This window comes from Streptomyces antnestii, assembly GCF_004005495.1.
Lineage (GTDB): Bacteria > Actinomycetota > Actinomycetes > Streptomycetales > Streptomycetaceae > Streptomyces > Streptomyces antnestii.
This window is the reverse complement of record NZ_RZYA01000018.1, coordinates 1-17,192: the sequence shown is the minus strand read 5'-3', so window position 1 is coordinate 17,192 and position 17,192 is coordinate 1. Positions and strand designations below refer to the sequence as shown.

The window sequence follows — 17,192 nt, the reverse complement described above, 5'->3', positions numbered from 1 at the left end:
GGCTAACATCACGCCCAACCCTGCGATGTTGCTGGGCTGTTACGGAGGTGTGCGACGTGCTGCCGAATTGGGGACGAACCGTTCGTAACGGCGCCAGGAACCAGCAAAGCCGTACCGGCGGTACGCCACGTCCCGGAGCCCGGCTGCCGCGCCTCGCCGGCGTCCGCACCGCGTGGACCACCGTCGGCGACGGGGAGTTCTTCTGCCCCGGCTGCGGAGGCGACCGCAACTACCGCCGCCGCACCGGCCGTCGCCGCTTCGTGCTCCTCGGCGTCCCGCTCGTGCCGCGCGGCTCCACAGGACCCGTCGTCGAATGCGCGGCCTGCGAGGACCGGTTCGCCGTCGACGTCCTCGACCACCCCACCACGCACCGCTTCTCCGCGATGCTCCGCGACGCCGTCCACACCGTCGTCCTCGCGGTCCTCTCCGCCGGCGGCGTCTCCTCCCGCACCGCCCTGGAGACCGCCGTCACGACCCTGCGCTGCGCGGGCTTCGACGACTGTACGGACGTCCGACTCGCCGCACTCGTTGAGGCGTTGATCACCGACGCGGGCCGCGTCACCGAACACTGCGGGCCCGGCGCCGGACTCGCCATCGAACTCCACGAGGCCCTCGACCCGCTCGCCCCGCACCTCGCCCCCGCCGGACGCGAGTCGATCCTCCTCCAGGGCGCCAGGATCGCCCTCGCCGACGGCCCGTACACCCCGGCCGAGCGGGACGTCCTCAGCACCGCGGGCGCCGCCCTGACCATGTGCACCGACGAGGTGTCCCAGCTCCTCGAAGCGGCCCGCACCCCTTCCTGACGGCAGGCCTTGGCCCTGACGGCAGGCCTTACAGCAGTCCCGCCGCCGCGAGGAACTTCCCCACCCGCCCGACCTCCTCCGCCGACAGCGGGATCTGCGGATCCGCCGTCACCGGGCAGTCGATCACGCCCCGCAGGAACAGCGCCGCCTTGAACGCCCCCAGCGCGGACGAACTCCCGCCCATCCGCGCCGGATCGCCCACCCGCACCATCCCGAACAGCGCGCACAGCCGCTCCTGCTCGACCCGCGCCCGCTCCCGGTCACCGCCGCGGCAGTACGCGTACAGCCGCGCGTACCCCGCCGGATCGACGTTCCCGAGGCCCGGCACCACCCCGTCCGCGCCCATCGCGAGCGCCGAGTCCACGGTCAGCTCGGCCCCCGTCAGGACGCTGAACCCCGAGATGTCACCGCGGGCGCGCGCCCCGAGCACGACCTCACGGAACGCGCCCTCGTCACCGCTGGAGTCCTTGAGCCCGGCGAGCGTCCCCTCGGCGGCCAGGCCGAGCACGAGGTCCGCGCCCAGCTTCGAGTGCACCGACACCGGCAGGTCGTAGGCGAAGACCGGCAAACCGCAGCGTCCGGCGACGAGCCGGTAGTGGCGGGCGATCTCCGCGGGGTGGGTGCGCGTGTAGAAGGGCGCGGTGACGACGATCCCGTCCGCGCCCGCCTCGGCCGCCGCACGGGCGTGGTCGAGCACGCGCAGCGTCGCCATGTCGATCGCCCCCGCCAGGACCGGCAGCTGCCCGGCCACGTGCCGTACGACGGTGTCGACGACCACCGCGCGGTGCCGGTCCGGCAGGAACGCCGCCTCGCTCGACGAGCCCAGCACGAAGAGCCCGTCGACCCCACCCGCGACGAGGTGGTCGACCAGGCGCACGAGGGAGGCGACATCCACCTCGTTGTCCGGGGTCAGGGGAGTGCAGACGGGCGGGACGACTCCGGACAGCGGGGACGGCAGGGTCACGGGACCTCCTGGACGAGTTCGCGCGTCGACTGGCCTTCGCGCACGGGATGGTGACAGCGGAACCGGTGCCCCTCGCCGCCCCGTTCGAAGCCCGGCATGGCCTCGGCGCACACCGTGTCGGCCTTCCAGCACCGCGTACGGAACGGGCAGCCGCTCGGCGGGCGCGTCGCCGACGGCACCGGACCGGTCAGTGGGATCGGATCGATCGGATCGAGCAGGCCGGGCGTCGCCGAGAACAGCGCGCGCGTGTACGGGTGCCGGGCCCGGTCGAGCACGGCGTCCGACGGCGACTCCTCCACGATCCGGCCCAGATACATCGTGATCACGCGGTCGCTCATGCGCCGCACGGTCTGGATGTCGTGGGAGACGAACACCAGGGCGAGCCCCAGGCGCTCCTTCAGATCGAGGAGCAGATTCAGGATCTGCGCCCGCACCGACACGTCGAGGGCGCTCGTCGGTTCGTCCGCCACGACCAGGGCCGGTTCGAGCGCGAGGGCGCGGGCGATGGCCACGCGCTGGCGCTGCCCGCCCGACAGCTGCCCGGGGAGCGCTCCCGCGAGCGCCTTCGGCAGACCGACCAGGGACATCAGCTCCCGTACGCGTTCCTCGCGGGCGGCCGGCGTGCCGCGCCGGTGGACGTCGAGAGGGTCGCGCAGGATCTGGCGGACGGTGAGACGCCGGTTCAGGGCCGTCGACGGGTCCTGGAAGATCATGCCGACGCCCTCGCCGACGGTGGCGCGCCGCTCACCCGGCTTCATGGTCCACAGGTCGCGCCCGGCCACGGTGACCGTGCCCGACGTCGGCCGCTGCACGCCCACAAGGACCTTGGCGAGCGTCGACTTGCCGCACCCCGACTCACCCACCACGCCCACCGTCTCGCCGGGCGCCACGGACAGATCGGCGCCGGTGAGCGCGTACACCCGGTCACGGGAGAACATGCCGCCGGAGCGCGCCCGGTGCACCACGTGCGCGTCCCTCAACTCGACCACGGATGTGGTCACTTGGTGCCGTCCGTTGATAGCGTGGCCCTTCGATGACGCGTCGCGAGAACCAAGCACGTGGCATCTCCCGTGTATGTGTTGCAAATCCGGGCTGGTTTCAACCCGGCTGGTGTTGATCGTGGAAGACCTGTTGGGCCGTCGGCTCGCAGGCAGCGTGAGCCAGGAATCTCTTGCCTCCGGTGGGAGAGGATTCAATTCACCGCCTCGCTTCCCCGGGGCGCCGGAACCGCCGGCGGCGGGATCACCGCCGGATGATGACAGGCCGACGCGTGCCGCCGGCCGCCGAGCAGACCGGGCGCCGTCGTCCGGCACACCTCGCTCGCCATCGGGCACCGGTCCGCGAACCGGCAGCCCGCCGGGAAGTCCGCCGGCGACGGCACGACGCCCCTGATCTGCGTCAGCCGCTCCGCCGCCGTCTCGAGCGACAGGACCGAACCGAGCAGCCCCCGCGTGTAGTGGTGGGCCGGCGCCTCGACAAGATCCGCCGTCACCCCCGTCTCCACGATCTGCCCGCCGTACATCACGACCACCCGGTCCGTGACGTCCGCGACGAGCGCCAGGTCGTGCGAGACGAGGATCAGCGCGAACCCCAGCTCCTCCCGGAGCCGCAGCAGCAGCTCGATGACCTGTGCCTGCACGGTCACGTCGAGCGCGGTCGTCGGCTCGTCGGCGACGATCAGCTTCGGGCTGCGCGACAGGGCCATCGCGATCAGGACGCGCTGACGCTGGCCGCCCGACAGCTCGTGCGGATAGCTGCGCAGGGTCCGCTCCGGGTCGAGGCCCACGAGGTCGAGCAGCTCCGCCGGGGTGCGCCGGCCACCACGCCGTACGACCTGCTTGAGCTGGGAACGCACGGTCATCGCCGGATTCAGGGACGACAGGGCGTCCTGGTAGATCATCGCCATGTCGTGCCCGAGGAGCCGGCGCCGCGCCCCCATCGGGTGGCCGATCAGCTCCTGGCCGTCGAAGGTGACCCGGCCCCGGACCCGCGCCCCCTCGGGTTCGAGCCCCATCACCGTCAGCGCGGTCAGCGACTTGCCGCACCCCGACTCGCCGACCAGGCCGAGGACTTCACCGGGCCGCACGTCGAACGTGATGCCGTCGACGATGTCCACGCCGCCGTGCCGCGCGTCGAAACCGATGGCGAGACCGGTGACCTGGAGGACGGGCTCGCCCTCGGGCAGGGGGCGGGCCCGGGACCTCAGGCGGGCCGCGGCCTCCGTGAGACCGGGCAGTTCGAGGACGGTGCCGCTGCCGGGCTCGGGCGCTTCGAGACGGTCCGCCTCCGCGCCGGTCACGTCACGCGCGGCGGGCGCGGCCCACGCGTCGGAGACCCCCTCGGAGAGGATGTTGAGCGCGAGCACGGTGACCAGCATGAGCAGCCCCGGGAAGACCGTCGCCCACCAGCCGCCGATCAGGACCATGTTCTTGCCGTCCGCGATGACGCTGCCCCACGACGGGTCGGGCGGCCGCACCCCCGCCCCGATGAACGACAGGGACGCCTCGAAGACGATGGCCTCCGCGACCTGCACCGTGCAGAAGACGAGGACGGGCGCCGCGCAGTTGATCGCCACGTGCCGGAGCACGATGTGCGGGGTCCGCGCCCCGACGACCCGCTCGGCCGTCACGTAGTCCTCGCCGTACTGGTCCAGCACGTTGGCCCGGACGACCCGGGCGATCGGCGGGGTGAACAGGAACGCGATCGCGCAGATCAGTACCGGGATGCCGCCGCCGAACACGGCGACGAGGACCGCCGCGAGAGCGATCCCGGGGAACGCCATCACGACGTCGAGGCAGCGCATCAGCGTCTCGTCGACCGCCTTGCGCGACGTGGCCGCGACCGCGCCGAGCACCGCGCCCGCCACGAGCGCGAGCAGCGTCGCGCCGAGCCCGATCGCCAGCGACCAGCGCGCCCCGTACATCAGCCGGCTGAGGATGTCGCGGCCCAGGCTGTCCTGGCCCATCCAGTGGCTGCCCGACGGATGCCCGGTGCCGTCGGTCTGCGGCTGCTGGTCGAGCGGATCGTGCGGCGCGAGCAGCGGCGCGAACAGCGCCACGAGGACGACGACACCGACGACGCCGACCGCGACCCGGGAGAGCGGGGGGAGCCGGCGCGGGGAACGCAGCCGGATACCGGGGCGGGACAGCGTTTCGGCGAGCGCCTTGCGGGTTGGGGTCAGCATTCTTTCAGCCCCTTGGGGGTCCCCCCGGACGGCGTCTGGGGGAGTTTGAGGAGCGGGGTCCGGGGCGGAGCCCCGAGGCGTTGGACCGGCAGCGACGCAGTCACGGCGCCCCCCTCAGCCTCGGGTTGACCATCAGGTACAGGATGTCGATGGCGAGGTTGACGACGACGAACCCGACCGCCGTCGTCAGGACGACGCCCTGCACCACCGCCGGGTCCCCGTTCTTCACCGCGTCGATCATCAGCTTCCCCATCCCCGGCAGGGAGAAGATCGTCTCCACGACGACCGCCCCGCCCAGCAGATAGCCGACCCGAAGTCCGAGCACGGTCAGCGGATTGATCAGGGCGTTGCGCAGCACGTTGCGCCCCACCACGACGACCGGCGGCAGCCCGCTGCCGATCGCCGTACGGACGTAGTCCTTGTCCAGCTCCTCGACCACCGCCGTCCGCACGATGCGGGTGAGCTGCGCGGCGACCGGCAGGGAGAGCGAGAGCGCCGGGAGCGTCATGCACCGGAGCCAGCCGGTGAAGGAGTCCGCCGGGTTGACGTAGCCGCCCGTCGGGAACCAGCCCTCTCCGACCGCCAGGTACTGGATCATCAGCAGCGCCAGCCAGAACCCGGGCGCCGCGACCCCCGTCAGGGACACCACGCGGATGATCTGGTCGGCGAGCCGGTCGCGGTGGATGGCCGCCGTGACCCCGAGCACCAGGGACACGACGACCGCGACCGCGAGCCCCAGGAACGTCAGTTGGAGCGTCAGCGGCAGCGCGGTGGTCACCTGGTCGGCCACCGGCTGCCGGGTCAGGACGCTGATGCCCATGTCACCCCGGACGAGATCGCCCACGAAGTGGAAGTAGCGCACCGGCAGCGGATCGAGCAGCCCGTTGCGCTCCCGGAAGTCGTGCAGCTGCCGCGGTGTCGGGTTGGCGCCCTGGAAGAACGCCGACGCCGGGTCGCTGTCCGAGAACCGCATTACGAGGAAGACGAACAGGACGATGCCGAGCAGCAGCGGTACGAGCAGGACCAGTCGGCGGGCCAGAATTCTGGCGATCACAGCCACGGGCGCGAACTCCCTTGCGAGAAGGCCGCGTTACGCGGGCTTGGCCTGCAGGACGTTGATCCCGGGGTAGGGCTGCGCCCGCACGCCGCTGATCTTCTTGGGGTCCCAGGCCGTCATCAGCTCGTTGTGCACGACCGGGTAGAGCACGGCCTGCTCGGCGACGATGTCGATGTACTCCTGGATCATCGTCTTCTTCTTCGCCGGGTCCGGCTCCTGGGTGGCCTGGTCCATCAGCTTGAAGAGGTGCTTGGCTTCGGAGTTGCCCGCCCAGCGCGCGTAGCCCATCCACACGTTCTGGGGGCCGTAGTTGTAGTGCATGATCAGGTCGGCGTCGAGCCCGAACTGGTTGGGGTTCGAGGCGGCCGCCACGATCTGGTAGTCCTTCTTCTGGTCCAGCTTCGTGAAGACGGCCGTGGTCTCCTGCGGGTCGAGCGTGGTCTTCACGCCGATCGCGTCCCACGAGGCCTTGATCGTCGGCAGGCAGTCCACGATCCAGGACACGTTGTTGGACGTGAGGGTGACGGTGAGTCCGCTGACCCCGGCCTCCTTGAGGAGCTTCTTCGCCTTCCCGGGGTCGTAGTCGTACACCGTCTTCGCCGGCCGATGATCGGGATTGCCCTCGTTCAGGAACGAACTGGCCGCCTTCCCGTGCCCCCTGAGCGCCACCTCGATCATCTTCTGCTTGTCGATCGCGTAGTGCAGGGCCTGGCGCACCCGCACGTCGTCGAACGGCTTGTGCGCCGTGTTGAACATCAGGAAGAGGTTGTTCATCCCGGCCCCGCCCTCGACGGTGAGCCCGCCCTTCTTCAGCTGCCCGATGTTGGCGTACGGGATGTTGTCCGCGATCTGCGCGTCGGCGCTGCCGCCCGAGATCTTCGCGACGCGGGGCGCCGCGTCCACGATGGTCAGCCAGTTCATCTTCCTGAACGAGGGCTTGCGCGGCCCGTTGTAGGCCTCGAACGCCTCGAAGGTGGTGTTCGTCTTCGGCTGGTGCGAGGTCTGCCGGTACGGGCCCGAGCCCACCGCCTTGCCCTTGGTCGCCTCGTCCCACGCGCCCGGCTTCGAGAACACGTGCTTCGGCATGATCTTGGCGAGGGTCAGCCGCGCGGCCCCGTCGGGGAACGGGAACTTCAGCATCAGCTCGACCGAGTCGTCGCCCGTCTTCCTTACCTCCTTCAGCCAGCTCTCGAAGAAGCCCTTGGCGAGCGACTGCGTGCCCGGGTCGAGGATCCGGTCGAAGACGAACACGACGTCGTCCGCGGTGACGGGCTTCCCGTCGTGCCACGTGGCGCCCGCGCGCAGGGTGAACTTCCAGGACGTGGAGGCGAGTTCGGCGTCGGACGGGATCTTCGTGGCGAGCGCCGCGTAGGGCTCGCGCGTGATCGGGTCGGTGTCGAGAAGGCCCTCGTAGATGTGCTGGTTGCCGGCCATGCAGAACGCCGACGCGGTCTGCGTCGGGTCCCAGCTGCCGTCGTTGCCGTAGCCGATCACCGCGGTCAGCGAGGAGCCGCCGCCCTTGCCGCCCCCGCCGCCCGTGTCGTTCGTGGACTTCGGCCCCGACGAACAGGCCGACAAGGAGGTGGAGAGGGCAGCGGCCGCGCCGAGGGCGCCGGAGTACTTGAGGAAGGAACGGCGGCCGGTCGGGTCGTGGTCGGTCATGGTGCCTCCAGAGAGGAAGATGCCCGGGAGATCCAACGTCCTACGTCTTGGTAGCCGACGTGACCATAGGAGCGCCGAGGGGGCCGGTCAAGAGATCGCGCGGGGTGCGGCGGAAGAAGTCGCGTCCCGACATGGGACGTGGGACGTCCGGTGCGCCTACGATGCGGCGCATGTCTGAGGAGCCCAGGAACCCGGCGATACGTCACCACCGGGTCAGCCACCAGGTCCAGCGCGCGGTCACCCAGCTCATCCTGGACAGCGGCCTGAAGCCCGGCGAACTGCTGCCCACCGAGGCCGAGCTCATGGAGTCGCTCGGCGTCAGCAGGAACTCCGTACGCGAGGCCCTCAAGGCCCTCCAGGCACTCGACATCGTCGAGATCAGACACGGCTACGGCACCTACGTCGGCCAGGCCTCCCTCACCCCCCTCGCCGACGGCCTCACCTTCCGCACCCTGCTGCGGCCCGCCGCCGACGCCCACGCCCTCGCCGAGATCCTCCAGGTGCGCGAGATCCTGGAGGAAGGCCTGATCCGCCGGGTCGCGGCGGCCCCGCTCCCGCCCGAGATCCTCGACCGCCTCGACGACATCGTGCGCCGGATGGCGACGGCGGGCGCCGCCGACGAACCCTTCGCCGACCTCGACCGGGACTTCCACGAAACGCTCTACCGTTCCCTCGGCAACGAGCTGATCCCGCAGCTCCTCGGCGCGTTCTGGCACGTCTTCGACCGGGTCGCCGGCGCGCGCTCCTGGTCCAGCGACCCCGCCCCCGAGGTGACCGTCGGCCGGCACCGGGACATCGTCACGGCCCTGCGCGCCCAGGACGCCCCCGGCGCGCAGCGCGCCATGGCCCACCACTTCCGCGGCATCGAGGCCCGCGCGGAACAGGAGACGAGAGGCGTCGAGTGAGCGCGGTGAATTCCGCCTGAGGGCATGCGCATAAGGGCGTTCGCATAACGGTGTTCGAATTCGCCCCCGGTATCGCCCTTGGTGCACGGAGCCCAAAGGTCCCCCCACTCTAATTGGCGGGCCTCGCTCCCGGGGCATGAAGCGTGAAATCCGACGGCGGCGGGGAGCCACCTGACGTGGGAGGAAGGGCGTACCGGGCACGCGATCGGAGGCGCGGGAAGAGCCCCGGGAATTGCCCGCCCCGGACCTGGGGAATTGCCTCTCCGGCCGCCCCGCCGACGATGGTCCGCCCTGTCCCGTGTCCGCTCGTGGAATGGCGGCGTTGTTTCGGTTGACGCCGCCGCCCGCGCACGGAACGTATGGACAGGAGCCCACGCCGATGAAGCCGCCAATCGGTTCTTACGCCGTCGACCTCAGCACCGGACAGGTGGGCCGGGTCATGGGGCACGAGGGTCCGTACGTACAGCTGCGGCCCTTCGGCGGCGGACGCGAATGGGACTGCGCCCCGGAGACGGTACGGGTGGCGACCACCTCCGAGCGCCTGCGCGCGGCCACCGCCTACGCGAACGCGAGAAGCCGCGGAGAGGTCCCTTAACGCGGGTGACCTCGGCCCGCCCGCGTAGGCGAGAACGAGGTGCCCTGACCCGGGCCCCGCGGCGTAGGCGAGAATAGGTCCATGAGCTTGTTCCGCGACGACGGCATCGTGCTGCGCACCCAGAAGCTGGGTGAAGCGGACCGCATCATCACGCTCCTCACCCGCAATCACGGGCGCGTGCGCGCCGTGGCCCGTGGTGTGCGCCGCACCAAGTCGAAGTTCGGGGCGCGGCTCGAACCCTTCTCCCACGTCGACGTGCAGTTCTTCGCCCGCGGCAGCGAACTCGTCGGGCGCGGACTGCCCCTGTGCACCCAGAGCGAGACCATCGCCCCGTACGGCGGCGGCATCGTCACCGACTACGCCCGCTACACCGCCGGCACGGCCATGCTGGAGACCGCCGAACGGTTCACCGACCACGAGGGCGAACCGGCCGTCCAGCAGTACCTGCTCCTCGTGGGCGGCCTCCGCACCCTCGCCCGCGGCGAACACGAACCCCACCTCGTCCTCGACGCCTTCCTGCTCCGCTCCCTCGCCGTCAACGGCTACGCCCCGAGCTTCGGCGACTGCGCGAAGTGCGGACTTCCGGGCCCCAACCGGTTCTTCTCGGTCGGCGCGGGCGGCTCGGTTTGCGTCGACTGCCGGGTACCGGGCAGCGTCGTACCCTCACCGCAGGCCCTCACCCTCCTCGGCGCGCTGCTGACCGGCGACTGGGAGACGGCCGACGCGTGCGAGGCACGCTTCGTCAGAGAGGGCAGCGGGCTGGTGTCGGCCTACCTGCACTGGCACCTGGAGCGCGGACTGCGCTCCCTGCGATACGTAGAGAAAAGCTAGAACTGAGCTAGGGGAGAGCCCACATGGCACGTCGCGGAATCCTCGGACGGTCCCGTCGTGAGTACCGGACGCCCGAACCGCACCCCACGGGTGCGCGGCCGCCCAAGATCCCGGGCGAGCTGGTGCCGCAGCACGTCGCCATCGTCATGGACGGCAACGGCCGCTGGGCGAAGGAGCGCGGCCTGCCGCGCACCGAGGGCCACAAGGTCGGCGCCGAGCGGGTCCTGGACGTCCTCCAGGGCGCGATCGAGATGGGCGTCGGAGCGATCTCGCTCTACGCGTTCTCCACGGAGAACTGGAAGCGGTCCCCGGACGAGGTGAAGTTCCTGATGAACTTCAACCGCGACTTCATCCGCAAGACCCGCGACCAGCTCGACGAACTGGGCATCCGCGTGCGCTGGGTGGGCCGCATGCCCAAGCTGTGGAAGTCGGTCGCCAAGGAGCTGGAGATCTCCCAGGAGCAGACCAAGGACAACGACAAGCTGACCCTGTACTTCTGCATGAACTACGGCGGCCGCGCCGAGATCGCCGACGCCGCGCAGGCCATCGCCGAGGACGTGAAGGCGGGCCGCCTCGACCCGTCGAAGGTCAGCGAGAAGACGTTCGCGAAGTACCTCTACTACCCGGACATGCCGGACGTCGACCTGTTCCTGCGCCCCAGCGGCGAGCAGCGCACCTCCAACTACCTGCTGTGGCAGAGCGCGTACGCCGAAATGGTCTTCCAGGACGTCCTGTGGCCCGACTTCGACCGCCGCGACCTGTGGCGCGCCTGCCTGGAGTACGCCTCGCGCGACCGCCGCTTCGGCGGAGCCATCCCGAACGAGGAGCTGGAGGCCATGCGGGGCCGCCCGGAACCCGGCACCCCGGCCGTCTGACCCACCCACTACGATCACGGGCCGTCGACGGCGAATGACCTGGGGAGGGCCCGTGACCGAACGCCTTGAACGTGCTGAGCGGAGTCCGGGCACCCGCCCGACCATGACGCGCATCGTGGTGATGTGGCGCGCGCTGGCCGCCGCGATGGCGGTCGGGGTCGTTCCGGTCCTCGGCGTCACGCTGGCCCGCGAAGGACGGATCGCGCTGCCCGGCGACGGCTGGGCGGGAGTCGTGCCCGTCGTCGTGCTGCTGGTGGTCTTCCTCCTCATGGGGCGCAAGAGCGAGCGCCGCCGCTACGAGAGCGCCGTCCCGCTCGCCGACCCGGCGGCCGTGCTGCCCGACCCGAGCGTGGTGCGCCGGGCCCTCCTGAAGGGGATGGCGCCCGTCGCCGCGGTCATCGCCGTGATGGGCGTGGTCATGGTGCTGCTGATGCAGCCGATGGTCGGCACCATCTTCGCCACGTTCCCCATCGGCCTGCTCCTGCGTGCCGAACGCACCGCCCGCTGGGAGCGCAAGCACGGCGTTCTGCTGTGGCAGGGCAACGCGGCGCAGCCCGCCCCCGGCAGCGGCGGCCGCGCGGTCCGCCGCGTCATGCCGCAGGTGTACACGTCACCGCGCACGGAAACTACTCCCGGCCGTGACTGAGGGCGCCGTCGTTCTCGAATACGTCGCCGGGTTCGCCGAGATCCACGAGGCGAACCGGGCCCGGATGACCCGCACGCGCGCGGGCACGGGCTTCCGGCTCGGGTGCGCCCTGCCGTTCGCCGCCGTCGCCCTGGCCCTCGTACTGCTCAAGTCGGCGGGAGTGGGTCACCCCTCATCCAGCTCGTCCTGGCTCATGGTCGTGCTTCCGGTCGCGCTGGTCTGCCTGCCTGCACTGCTCGCCGTGCCGATGGCCCGGCAGGCCGCCCGGCAGGGGCCGGTGAGAGTGCTGCTCGCCGCCGGCGGCATCTCCGTCACGACCGGGCGGGACGGCGAATTCCATTCACCCTGGGGGGACTTCGGCGGCTACCGAGAGACCAGGAACGGCTTCGCGCTGCTGAGCCCGGACCCCCTTGGCCCCTGCGTCCTGGTCCTGCCCAAGCGTGCCGCCGCAGACCCGGACGACCTGACCCGCCTGCGTGACACCCTGGCCACGCACCTCACGCGGACATGAGGGGCCGTCAGCCCTCCGCCGCGGCGGCGGCGCACTCCGCGCACGTACCGAAGATCTCCACCGTGTGCGCCACATTGACGTAACCGTGCTCCGCGGCGATCGCCTCGGCCCACTTCTCCACGGCCGGGCCCTCGACCTCGACGGCCTTGCCGCACACCCGGCACACCAGGTGATGGTGGTGCTCACCGGACGAGCACCGCCGGTACACCGCCTCGCCCTCCGACGTGCGCAGGACATCGACCTCACCGGCGTCGGCGAGGGACTGCAGGGTGCGGTAGACGGTCGTGAGACCCACCGAGTCACCCTTGTGCTTGAGGACGTCGTGGAGCTCCTGGGCGCTGCGGAACTCGTCCACCTCGTCGAGCGCCGCCGCCACTGCCGCACGCTGGCGGGTCGACCTGCCTCGAACCGGGGCTCCCACTGTTGCCTCCTCGCGTTTACTGCCGACGGCCCATTGTGCCAGGCCGCGCGGTGCGCGGGTCAGGCCTCGGCCCCGGCCTGACCGGGGATCCGGGCCTCGATCGCGCACGCCGCCGGATCACCCGCCGCATTCGCCGCCGCCCGCGCCCTGCGCCTGGCCAGCGGCGTCGCGATCAGGCTGAACACGATGAACGCGGCGATGGTGAGCAGCACGATCGTCGCGCCCGGCGGGATCTCGACGTAGTAGTTGGTGATGGTGCCGCCCAGCGTCGTGGTGACACCGATGGCCACGGCGATCGCGAACGTCGCCGCGAAACTCCGCGTGAGCTGCTGCGCCGCCGCCACCGGGACGACCATCAGCGCGGAGACGAGCAGCAGGCCCACGACGCGCATGGCGACCGTCACGGTGGCCGCCGCGGTCACCGCGACCAGCAGGTTCAGTACGCGCACGGGGAGGCCCGTGACCCGGGCGAACTCCTCGTCCTGACTGATCGCGAACAGCTGCCGGCGCAGACCGATCGTGACCAGGGCGACGAACCCGGCGAGGACGCAGATCGCCGTGAGGTCGCTCTGCGAGACCGTCGACAGCGAGCCGAAGAGATAGCTCTGCAGGTTCGCCGTGGAGCCGCCGGGGGCGAGGTTGATCAGCATCACGCCGCCCGCCATACCCCCGTAGAAGAGCATCGCGAGCGCGATGTCGCCCCGCGTCTTCCCGTACCAGCGGATCAGCTCCATGATCACCACGCCGACCACGGAGACGGCCATCGCCATCCACACGGGCGACGTCGAGAGCAGGAAGCCGAGGCCGACGCCCGTCATCGCGACATGGCCGATGCCGTCGCCCATCAGGGCCTGCCGGCGCTGGACGAGATAGATGCCGATCGCGGGGGCCGTGATGCCGACGAGGACCGCGGCGAGCAGCGCCCGCTGCATGAAGGCGGAGTCGAGGAATTCCATGTCAGCTCAGCAGTCCTGTGCGTACGGGCGTGATGTCCGAGGTGTGCGGGTGTACGTGGTCGTGGCCCGGCAGCGCGTGCTGGCCGACCGCCTCCGGGGGCGGCCCGTCGTGCAGGACGCAGCCGTCACGCAGCACGACCGCGCGGTCGATCAGCGGCTCGAGCGGCCCGAGTTCGTGCAGCACGAGCAGCACGGACGCGCCGGCCGCGACCTGCGCGCGCAGCGTCTCGGCGAGGATCTCCTGGCTCGCCAGGTCGACGCCCGCCATCGGCTCGTCCATGATCAGCAGCTCGGGCTCGGAGGCCAGGGCGCGGGCGATCAGGACGCGCTGGTGCTGACCGCCGGAGAGCGCGTCCACCGAGTCCTTCGCCCGGTCGGCCATGCCGACGAGCTCGAGGGCCCGGCGCACCGCCTCCCGGTCCGCCTTGCGCAGCAGCCCGAACCGGGCCCGCGAAAGCCGCCCCGAGGAGACGACCTCGGTCACGGTGGCAGGCACTCCGCCCGCCGCGGTCGTCCGCTGCGGCACGTACCCGACCCGCTTCCAGTCCCGGAAGCGCCGCCGCGGCGTACCGAAGATCTCGACCTCACCGCCGCTGACGGGCACCTGGCCGATGACCGTGCGGATGGCCGTGGACTTGCCCGAACCGTTGGCGCCGAGCAGGGCCACCACCTCACCGCGGCGCACCGTCAGGTCGATGCCGCGCAGCACGGGACGCGAGCCGAGCTCGGCCGTCACCCCGCGCAGGGCGATGACGGGCTCGCCCGCCGACACTGGTGCGTCGTCCATGCCGTTGTCCTCCCTGGTCCGTTGCGTCACTTGGCCCCCAGCGCCGTCCGAAGAGCCGTCAGGTTCGCGTCCATGACCTGGATGTAGTCGTCACCCTTGGACGTGCCGGTGATGCCCTCGATCGGGTCGAGCACAGCCGTCTTGAGCCCCGCGTCGCCCGCGAGGGTCTGCGCCGTCCGGGGGCTGACGAGGGTCTCGTAGAAGACCGTGGTCACACCGTCGGCCTTCGCCATGTTCTGGAGGTCCTTCACCCGGGCCGAGCTGGGCTCGCTCTCCGGGTCGAGGCCGCTGATGGCCTCCTCGGTGAGCCCGTACCGCTCGGCGAGATAGCCGAAGGCCGCGTGCGTCGTGATGAACACCTTCGAGCGGGTGTTCTTCAGCCCGTCCTCGAACCGCTTGTTCAGCCCGTCGAGCTTCTTCACCAGCGTGGCGGTGTTCTTCTTGTACGCGGCCGCGTGATCCGGGTCCGCCTTCTCGAAGGCCTTGCCCACACCCTCGGCGACCTCGGCGTACTTCACCGGGTCCAGCCAGATGTGCGGGTCCTGGCCGCCCTCGCCGCCGTGCCCGTGGTCGTGCGCCTCCGCATGCCCGCCGACCTCGGTGCCGTGCTTCTCCAGGTGCGTAAGCGAGGCGGCGTCGACCTTGGTCCCGATCCCGGACTGCTGGATCGCGTCGTCGACGGCCGGCTGGAGTCCCTTGAGGTAGAGGGCGACATCCGCGGACTGCATCCGCGCGGTCTGCATGCCGCTGAGTTCCAGGTCGTGCGGCTCCTGGCCGGGCTTGGTCAGGTTGGTGACGGCGACGTGGTCCCCGCCGATCTGCTCGGCGAGGTACTGCATCGGATAGAACGACGCGACCACCGCGAGCTTGCCGTCGCTGTTCTTGCCGCCACCCGAGGAGGAGGAGCAGGCGGTCAGGGCCGTGAGGCCGAGCACGACGGAGGAGGCTACGGCGGCGGTGGGTATGAGTCGGCGTACGTTCATGACAGTCATTTTCAACAAACCTGGAAACGATTGTCAACAAGCTGTCGTGGCGATCACACCTAAACGGGCATCCCTGCCCAGGCCGGACCCCGGACGCCAACCGATTTGATCCGGGGCCCCACGCCGCCGGTAACCTGAAGCATTCGCATTCGCTCTGAAGCATCAACCGCTTCGTCGTCGTCGTAATGAAGAGAGCACCGTGGCCGCCGACAAGATCGACACCATCGTCAGCCTCAGCAAGCGCCGTGGCTTCGTCTACCCGTGCAGCGAGATCTACGGCGGCCAGCGCGCCGCCTGGGATTACGGGCCGCTCGGCGTCGAGCTGAAGGAGAACCTCAAGCGCCAGTGGTGGCGCTACATGGTCACCTCGCGCGAGGACGTCGTCGGTATCGACTCGTCGGTGATCCTGGCGACCGAGGTCTGGCAGGCCTCCGGTCACGTCGCCACGTTCACCGACCCGCTGACCGAGTGCACCTCGTGCCACAAGCGCTACCGCGCCGACCACCTCGAAGAGGCGTACGAGGCCAAGCACGGCAAGCTGCCGGAGAACGGCCTCACCGACCTCAACTGCCCCAACTGTGGCAACAAGGGCACCTTCACCGAGCCCAAGCAGTTCTCGGGCCTGCTCTCCACGCACCTCGGCCCCACCCAGGACAGCGGCTCCATCGCCTACCTGCGCCCCGAGACCGCCCAGGGCATCTTCACCAACTTCGCCAGCGTCCAGCAGACCTCACGCCGCAAGCCGCCGTTCGGCATCGCCCAGATGGGCAAGAGCTTCCGCAACGAGATCACGCCGGGCAACTTCATCTTCCGCACCCGCGAGTTCGAGCAGATGGAGATGGAATTCTTCGTCAAGCCCGGCGAGGACGAGAAGTGGCAGGAGTACTGGATGGAGCAGCGCTGGAACTGGTACACCGGCCTCGGCATGCGCGAGGAGAACATGCGCTGGTTCGAGCACCCGGCGGAGAAGCTCTCCCACTACTCCAAGCGCACCGCTGACATCGAGTACCGCTTCCGCTTCGGCGGCAACGAGTGGGGCGAGCTCGAGGGCGTCGCCAACCGCACGGACTACGACCTCTCCGCGCACGCCAAGGCCTCCGGCCAGGACCTCTCCTACTTCGACCAGGAAGCCGGCGAGCGCTACACCCCGTACGTCATCGAGCCCGCGGCCGGCGTCGGCCGCTCCATGCTCGCCTTCATGCTCGACGCGTACGTCGAGGACGAGGCCCCCAACGCCAAGGGCAAGATGGAGAAGCGCACGGTCATGCGCTTCGACCACCGCCTCGCCCCGGTCAAGGTCGCGGTCCTCCCGCTCTCCCGCAACCCGGAGCTGTCCCCGAAGGCCAAGGGACTCGCCACCGCGCTGCGCCAGAACTGGAACATCGACTTCGACGACGCGGGCGCCATCGGCCGCCGCTACCGCCGCCAGGACGAGATCGGCACGCCGTTCTGCGTCACCGTCGACTTCGACACCCTCGACGACAACGCCGTCACGGTCCGCGAGCGCGACACCATGAAGCAGGAGCGCGTCTCCCTCGACCAGATCGAGGGCTACCTGGCCGCGCGCCTCGTCGGCTGCTGATCTCCCTCTGGGGACCCGCACCACCAGCAGTGGAAGCGGCCCGGGAGCGTGCACACCACGCTCCCGGGCCGCTTCTCTCGTCTGCGCCTCTCATCTGCGCCTCTCGTCTGCGGGGCAGGCACGGAATTGACATCGGCCTCGGAGGTCTCTAGAGTCCTCCGAGTTGTCACCCGGCCGTTCGGCCCAGTGACAGCACCTCCGCCGCTGAAGCGGCACCCAAACAAGCAGCACGATCTCCCACCGGGAGTGAATTCGTCGTGCACGAATTCAATTCACGGTGGACTGCGTGGCCCCGATTAGGAGCCGCCGGGGAAATCCGCTAATGTTTGGGACGTCGGAACGGCCCAACAGCCGGGAAGACAAGCCCCCTCTGACTGGGAATCAGGCCCGAAAGGATCTGATAGAGTCGGAACCGCCGGAAAGCCGAAAG

General features: G+C 70.4%; 17 protein-coding genes. 8 read left to right on the top strand and 9 right to left on the bottom strand.

Features of this window, described 5'->3' with window-relative positions; translation table 11 throughout:
- Positions 1 to 143 precede the first annotated feature (143 nt).
- Entirely contained in the window at positions 144 to 803 is a 660-nt protein-coding gene (locus EOT10_RS29765; protein ID WP_223281298.1) for a TerB family tellurite resistance protein, read from the top strand.
- Positions 804 to 831: 28 nt separating this feature from the next.
- Here EOT10_RS29765 and EOT10_RS29760 read toward each other — a convergent pair whose 3' ends face one another.
- From EOT10_RS29760 to EOT10_RS29740, 5 genes are all read right to left on the bottom strand, one after another.
- Positions 832 to 1,767 (bottom strand): dihydrodipicolinate synthase family protein, encoded by a 936-nt coding sequence (locus tag EOT10_RS29760; protein ID WP_127831462.1) that lies wholly within the window; start codon positions 1,765 to 1,767, stop codon positions 832 to 834.
- Entirely contained in the window at positions 1,764 to 2,705 is a 942-nt protein-coding gene (locus EOT10_RS29755) for an oligopeptide/dipeptide ABC transporter ATP-binding protein (RefSeq protein WP_127831578.1), read from the bottom strand. The genes EOT10_RS29760 and EOT10_RS29755 overlap by 4 nt, the downstream gene beginning before the upstream one ends.
- A gap of 254 nt (positions 2,706 to 2,959) precedes the next feature.
- The gene (locus tag EOT10_RS29750) at positions 2,960 to 4,951 is read right to left on the bottom strand and encodes a dipeptide/oligopeptide/nickel ABC transporter permease/ATP-binding protein (RefSeq protein WP_127831461.1); all 1,992 of its coding nucleotides are present in this window, start codon (positions 4,949 to 4,951) and stop codon (positions 2,960 to 2,962) included.
- A gap of 100 nt (positions 4,952 to 5,051) precedes the next feature.
- On the bottom strand, positions 5,052 to 6,011 hold the full coding sequence (locus EOT10_RS29745) for an ABC transporter permease (RefSeq protein ID WP_127831460.1): 960 nt from the start codon (positions 6,009 to 6,011) through the stop codon (positions 5,052 to 5,054).
- 30 nt (positions 6,012 to 6,041) lie between these two features.
- Positions 6,042 to 7,670: an ABC transporter substrate-binding protein gene (locus EOT10_RS29740; protein WP_127831459.1), complete on the bottom strand. Its 1,629-nt coding sequence runs from the start codon at positions 7,668 to 7,670 to the stop codon at positions 6,042 to 6,044.
- 161 nt (positions 7,671 to 7,831) lie between these two features.
- Here EOT10_RS29740 and EOT10_RS29735 point away from each other — a divergent pair, with 161 nt between their 5' ends.
- The 6 genes from EOT10_RS29735 to EOT10_RS29710 all read left to right on the top strand — a co-directional run bounded on the left by EOT10_RS29735 (position 7,832) and on the right by EOT10_RS29710 (position 12,033).
- Complete coding sequence (locus EOT10_RS29735) at positions 7,832 to 8,575, top strand: FadR/GntR family transcriptional regulator (protein ID WP_127831458.1); 744 nt, start codon at positions 7,832 to 7,834, stop codon at positions 8,573 to 8,575.
- 379 nt (positions 8,576 to 8,954) lie between these two features.
- Complete coding sequence (locus EOT10_RS29730) at positions 8,955 to 9,170, top strand: hypothetical protein (RefSeq protein ID WP_127831457.1); 216 nt, start codon at positions 8,955 to 8,957, stop codon at positions 9,168 to 9,170.
- An 81-nt stretch (positions 9,171 to 9,251) separates the two neighbouring features.
- A complete protein-coding gene (recO, locus tag EOT10_RS29725; RefSeq protein WP_127831456.1) occupies positions 9,252 to 10,001 on the top strand; it encodes a DNA repair protein RecO in 750 nt (249 codons plus the stop codon).
- A gap of 23 nt (positions 10,002 to 10,024) precedes the next feature.
- Positions 10,025 to 10,876: an isoprenyl transferase gene (locus EOT10_RS29720; protein WP_127831455.1), complete on the top strand. Its 852-nt coding sequence runs from the start codon at positions 10,025 to 10,027 to the stop codon at positions 10,874 to 10,876.
- A gap of 103 nt (positions 10,877 to 10,979) precedes the next feature.
- Entirely contained in the window at positions 10,980 to 11,522 is a 543-nt protein-coding gene (locus EOT10_RS29715) for a hypothetical protein (RefSeq protein WP_127831454.1), read from the top strand.
- On the top strand, positions 11,515 to 12,033 hold the full coding sequence (locus EOT10_RS29710) for a hypothetical protein (RefSeq protein WP_127831453.1): 519 nt from the start codon (positions 11,515 to 11,517) through the stop codon (positions 12,031 to 12,033). The genes EOT10_RS29715 and EOT10_RS29710 overlap by 8 nt, the downstream gene beginning before the upstream one ends.
- A gap of 7 nt (positions 12,034 to 12,040) precedes the next feature.
- Here the strand turns inward: EOT10_RS29710 and EOT10_RS29705 are convergent, their stop codons facing one another.
- From EOT10_RS29705 to EOT10_RS29690, 4 genes are read right to left on the bottom strand one after another with little or no spacing between them, the layout of a single operon-like run.
- Entirely contained in the window at positions 12,041 to 12,496 is a 456-nt protein-coding gene (locus EOT10_RS29705) for a Fur family transcriptional regulator (protein ID WP_431313339.1), read from the bottom strand.
- A gap of 17 nt (positions 12,497 to 12,513) precedes the next feature.
- On the bottom strand, positions 12,514 to 13,410 hold the full coding sequence (locus EOT10_RS29700; protein ID WP_127831451.1) for a metal ABC transporter permease: 897 nt from the start codon (positions 13,408 to 13,410) through the stop codon (positions 12,514 to 12,516).
- 1 nt (position 13,411) lies between these two features.
- On the bottom strand, positions 13,412 to 14,197 hold the full coding sequence (locus EOT10_RS29695) for a metal ABC transporter ATP-binding protein (protein ID WP_127831450.1): 786 nt from the start codon (positions 14,195 to 14,197) through the stop codon (positions 13,412 to 13,414).
- Between the two features lie 26 nt (positions 14,198 to 14,223).
- Entirely contained in the window at positions 14,224 to 15,180 is a 957-nt protein-coding gene (locus EOT10_RS29690) for a metal ABC transporter substrate-binding protein (RefSeq protein WP_127831449.1), read from the bottom strand.
- A gap of 199 nt (positions 15,181 to 15,379) precedes the next feature.
- On the opposite strand from EOT10_RS29690, the gene EOT10_RS29685 reads away from it, so the two are divergent.
- Entirely contained in the window at positions 15,380 to 16,762 is a 1,383-nt protein-coding gene (locus EOT10_RS29685) for a glycine--tRNA ligase (protein ID WP_127831448.1), read from the top strand.
- Positions 16,763 to 17,192: the final 430 nt, after the last annotated feature.

What these genes read in the sequence shown, in the direction of transcription:
- EOT10_RS29755 (WP_127831578.1), bottom strand. Translation starts at nt 2,705, where the DNA reads ATGTTCTCCCGTGACCGGGTGTACGCGCTCACCGGCGCCGATCTGTCC.
- EOT10_RS29750 (WP_127831461.1), bottom strand. Translation starts at nt 4,951, where the DNA reads ATGCTGACCCCAACCCGCAAGGCGCTCGCCGAAACGCTGTCCCGCCCC.
- EOT10_RS29740 (WP_127831459.1), bottom strand. Translation starts at nt 7,670, where the DNA reads ATGACCGACCACGACCCGACCGGCCGCCGTTCCTTCCTCAAGTACTCC.
- EOT10_RS29735 (WP_127831458.1), top strand. Translation starts at nt 7,832, where the DNA reads ATGCGGCGCATGTCTGAGGAGCCCAGGAACCCGGCGATACGTCACCAC.
- EOT10_RS29730 (WP_127831457.1), top strand. Translation starts at nt 8,955, where the DNA reads ATGAAGCCGCCAATCGGTTCTTACGCCGTCGACCTCAGCACCGGACAG.
- recO (WP_127831456.1), top strand. Translation starts at nt 9,252, where the DNA reads ATGAGCTTGTTCCGCGACGACGGCATCGTGCTGCGCACCCAGAAGCTG.
- EOT10_RS29720 (WP_127831455.1), top strand. Translation starts at nt 10,025, where the DNA reads ATGGCACGTCGCGGAATCCTCGGACGGTCCCGTCGTGAGTACCGGACG.
- EOT10_RS29715 (WP_127831454.1), top strand. Translation starts at nt 10,980, where the DNA reads ATGACGCGCATCGTGGTGATGTGGCGCGCGCTGGCCGCCGCGATGGCG.
- EOT10_RS29700 (WP_127831451.1), bottom strand. Translation starts at nt 13,410, where the DNA reads ATGGAATTCCTCGACTCCGCCTTCATGCAGCGGGCGCTGCTCGCCGCG.
- EOT10_RS29695 (WP_127831450.1), bottom strand. Translation starts at nt 14,197, where the DNA reads ATGGACGACGCACCAGTGTCGGCGGGCGAGCCCGTCATCGCCCTGCGC.
- EOT10_RS29690 (WP_127831449.1), bottom strand. Translation starts at nt 15,180, where the DNA reads ATGAACGTACGCCGACTCATACCCACCGCCGCCGTAGCCTCCTCCGTC.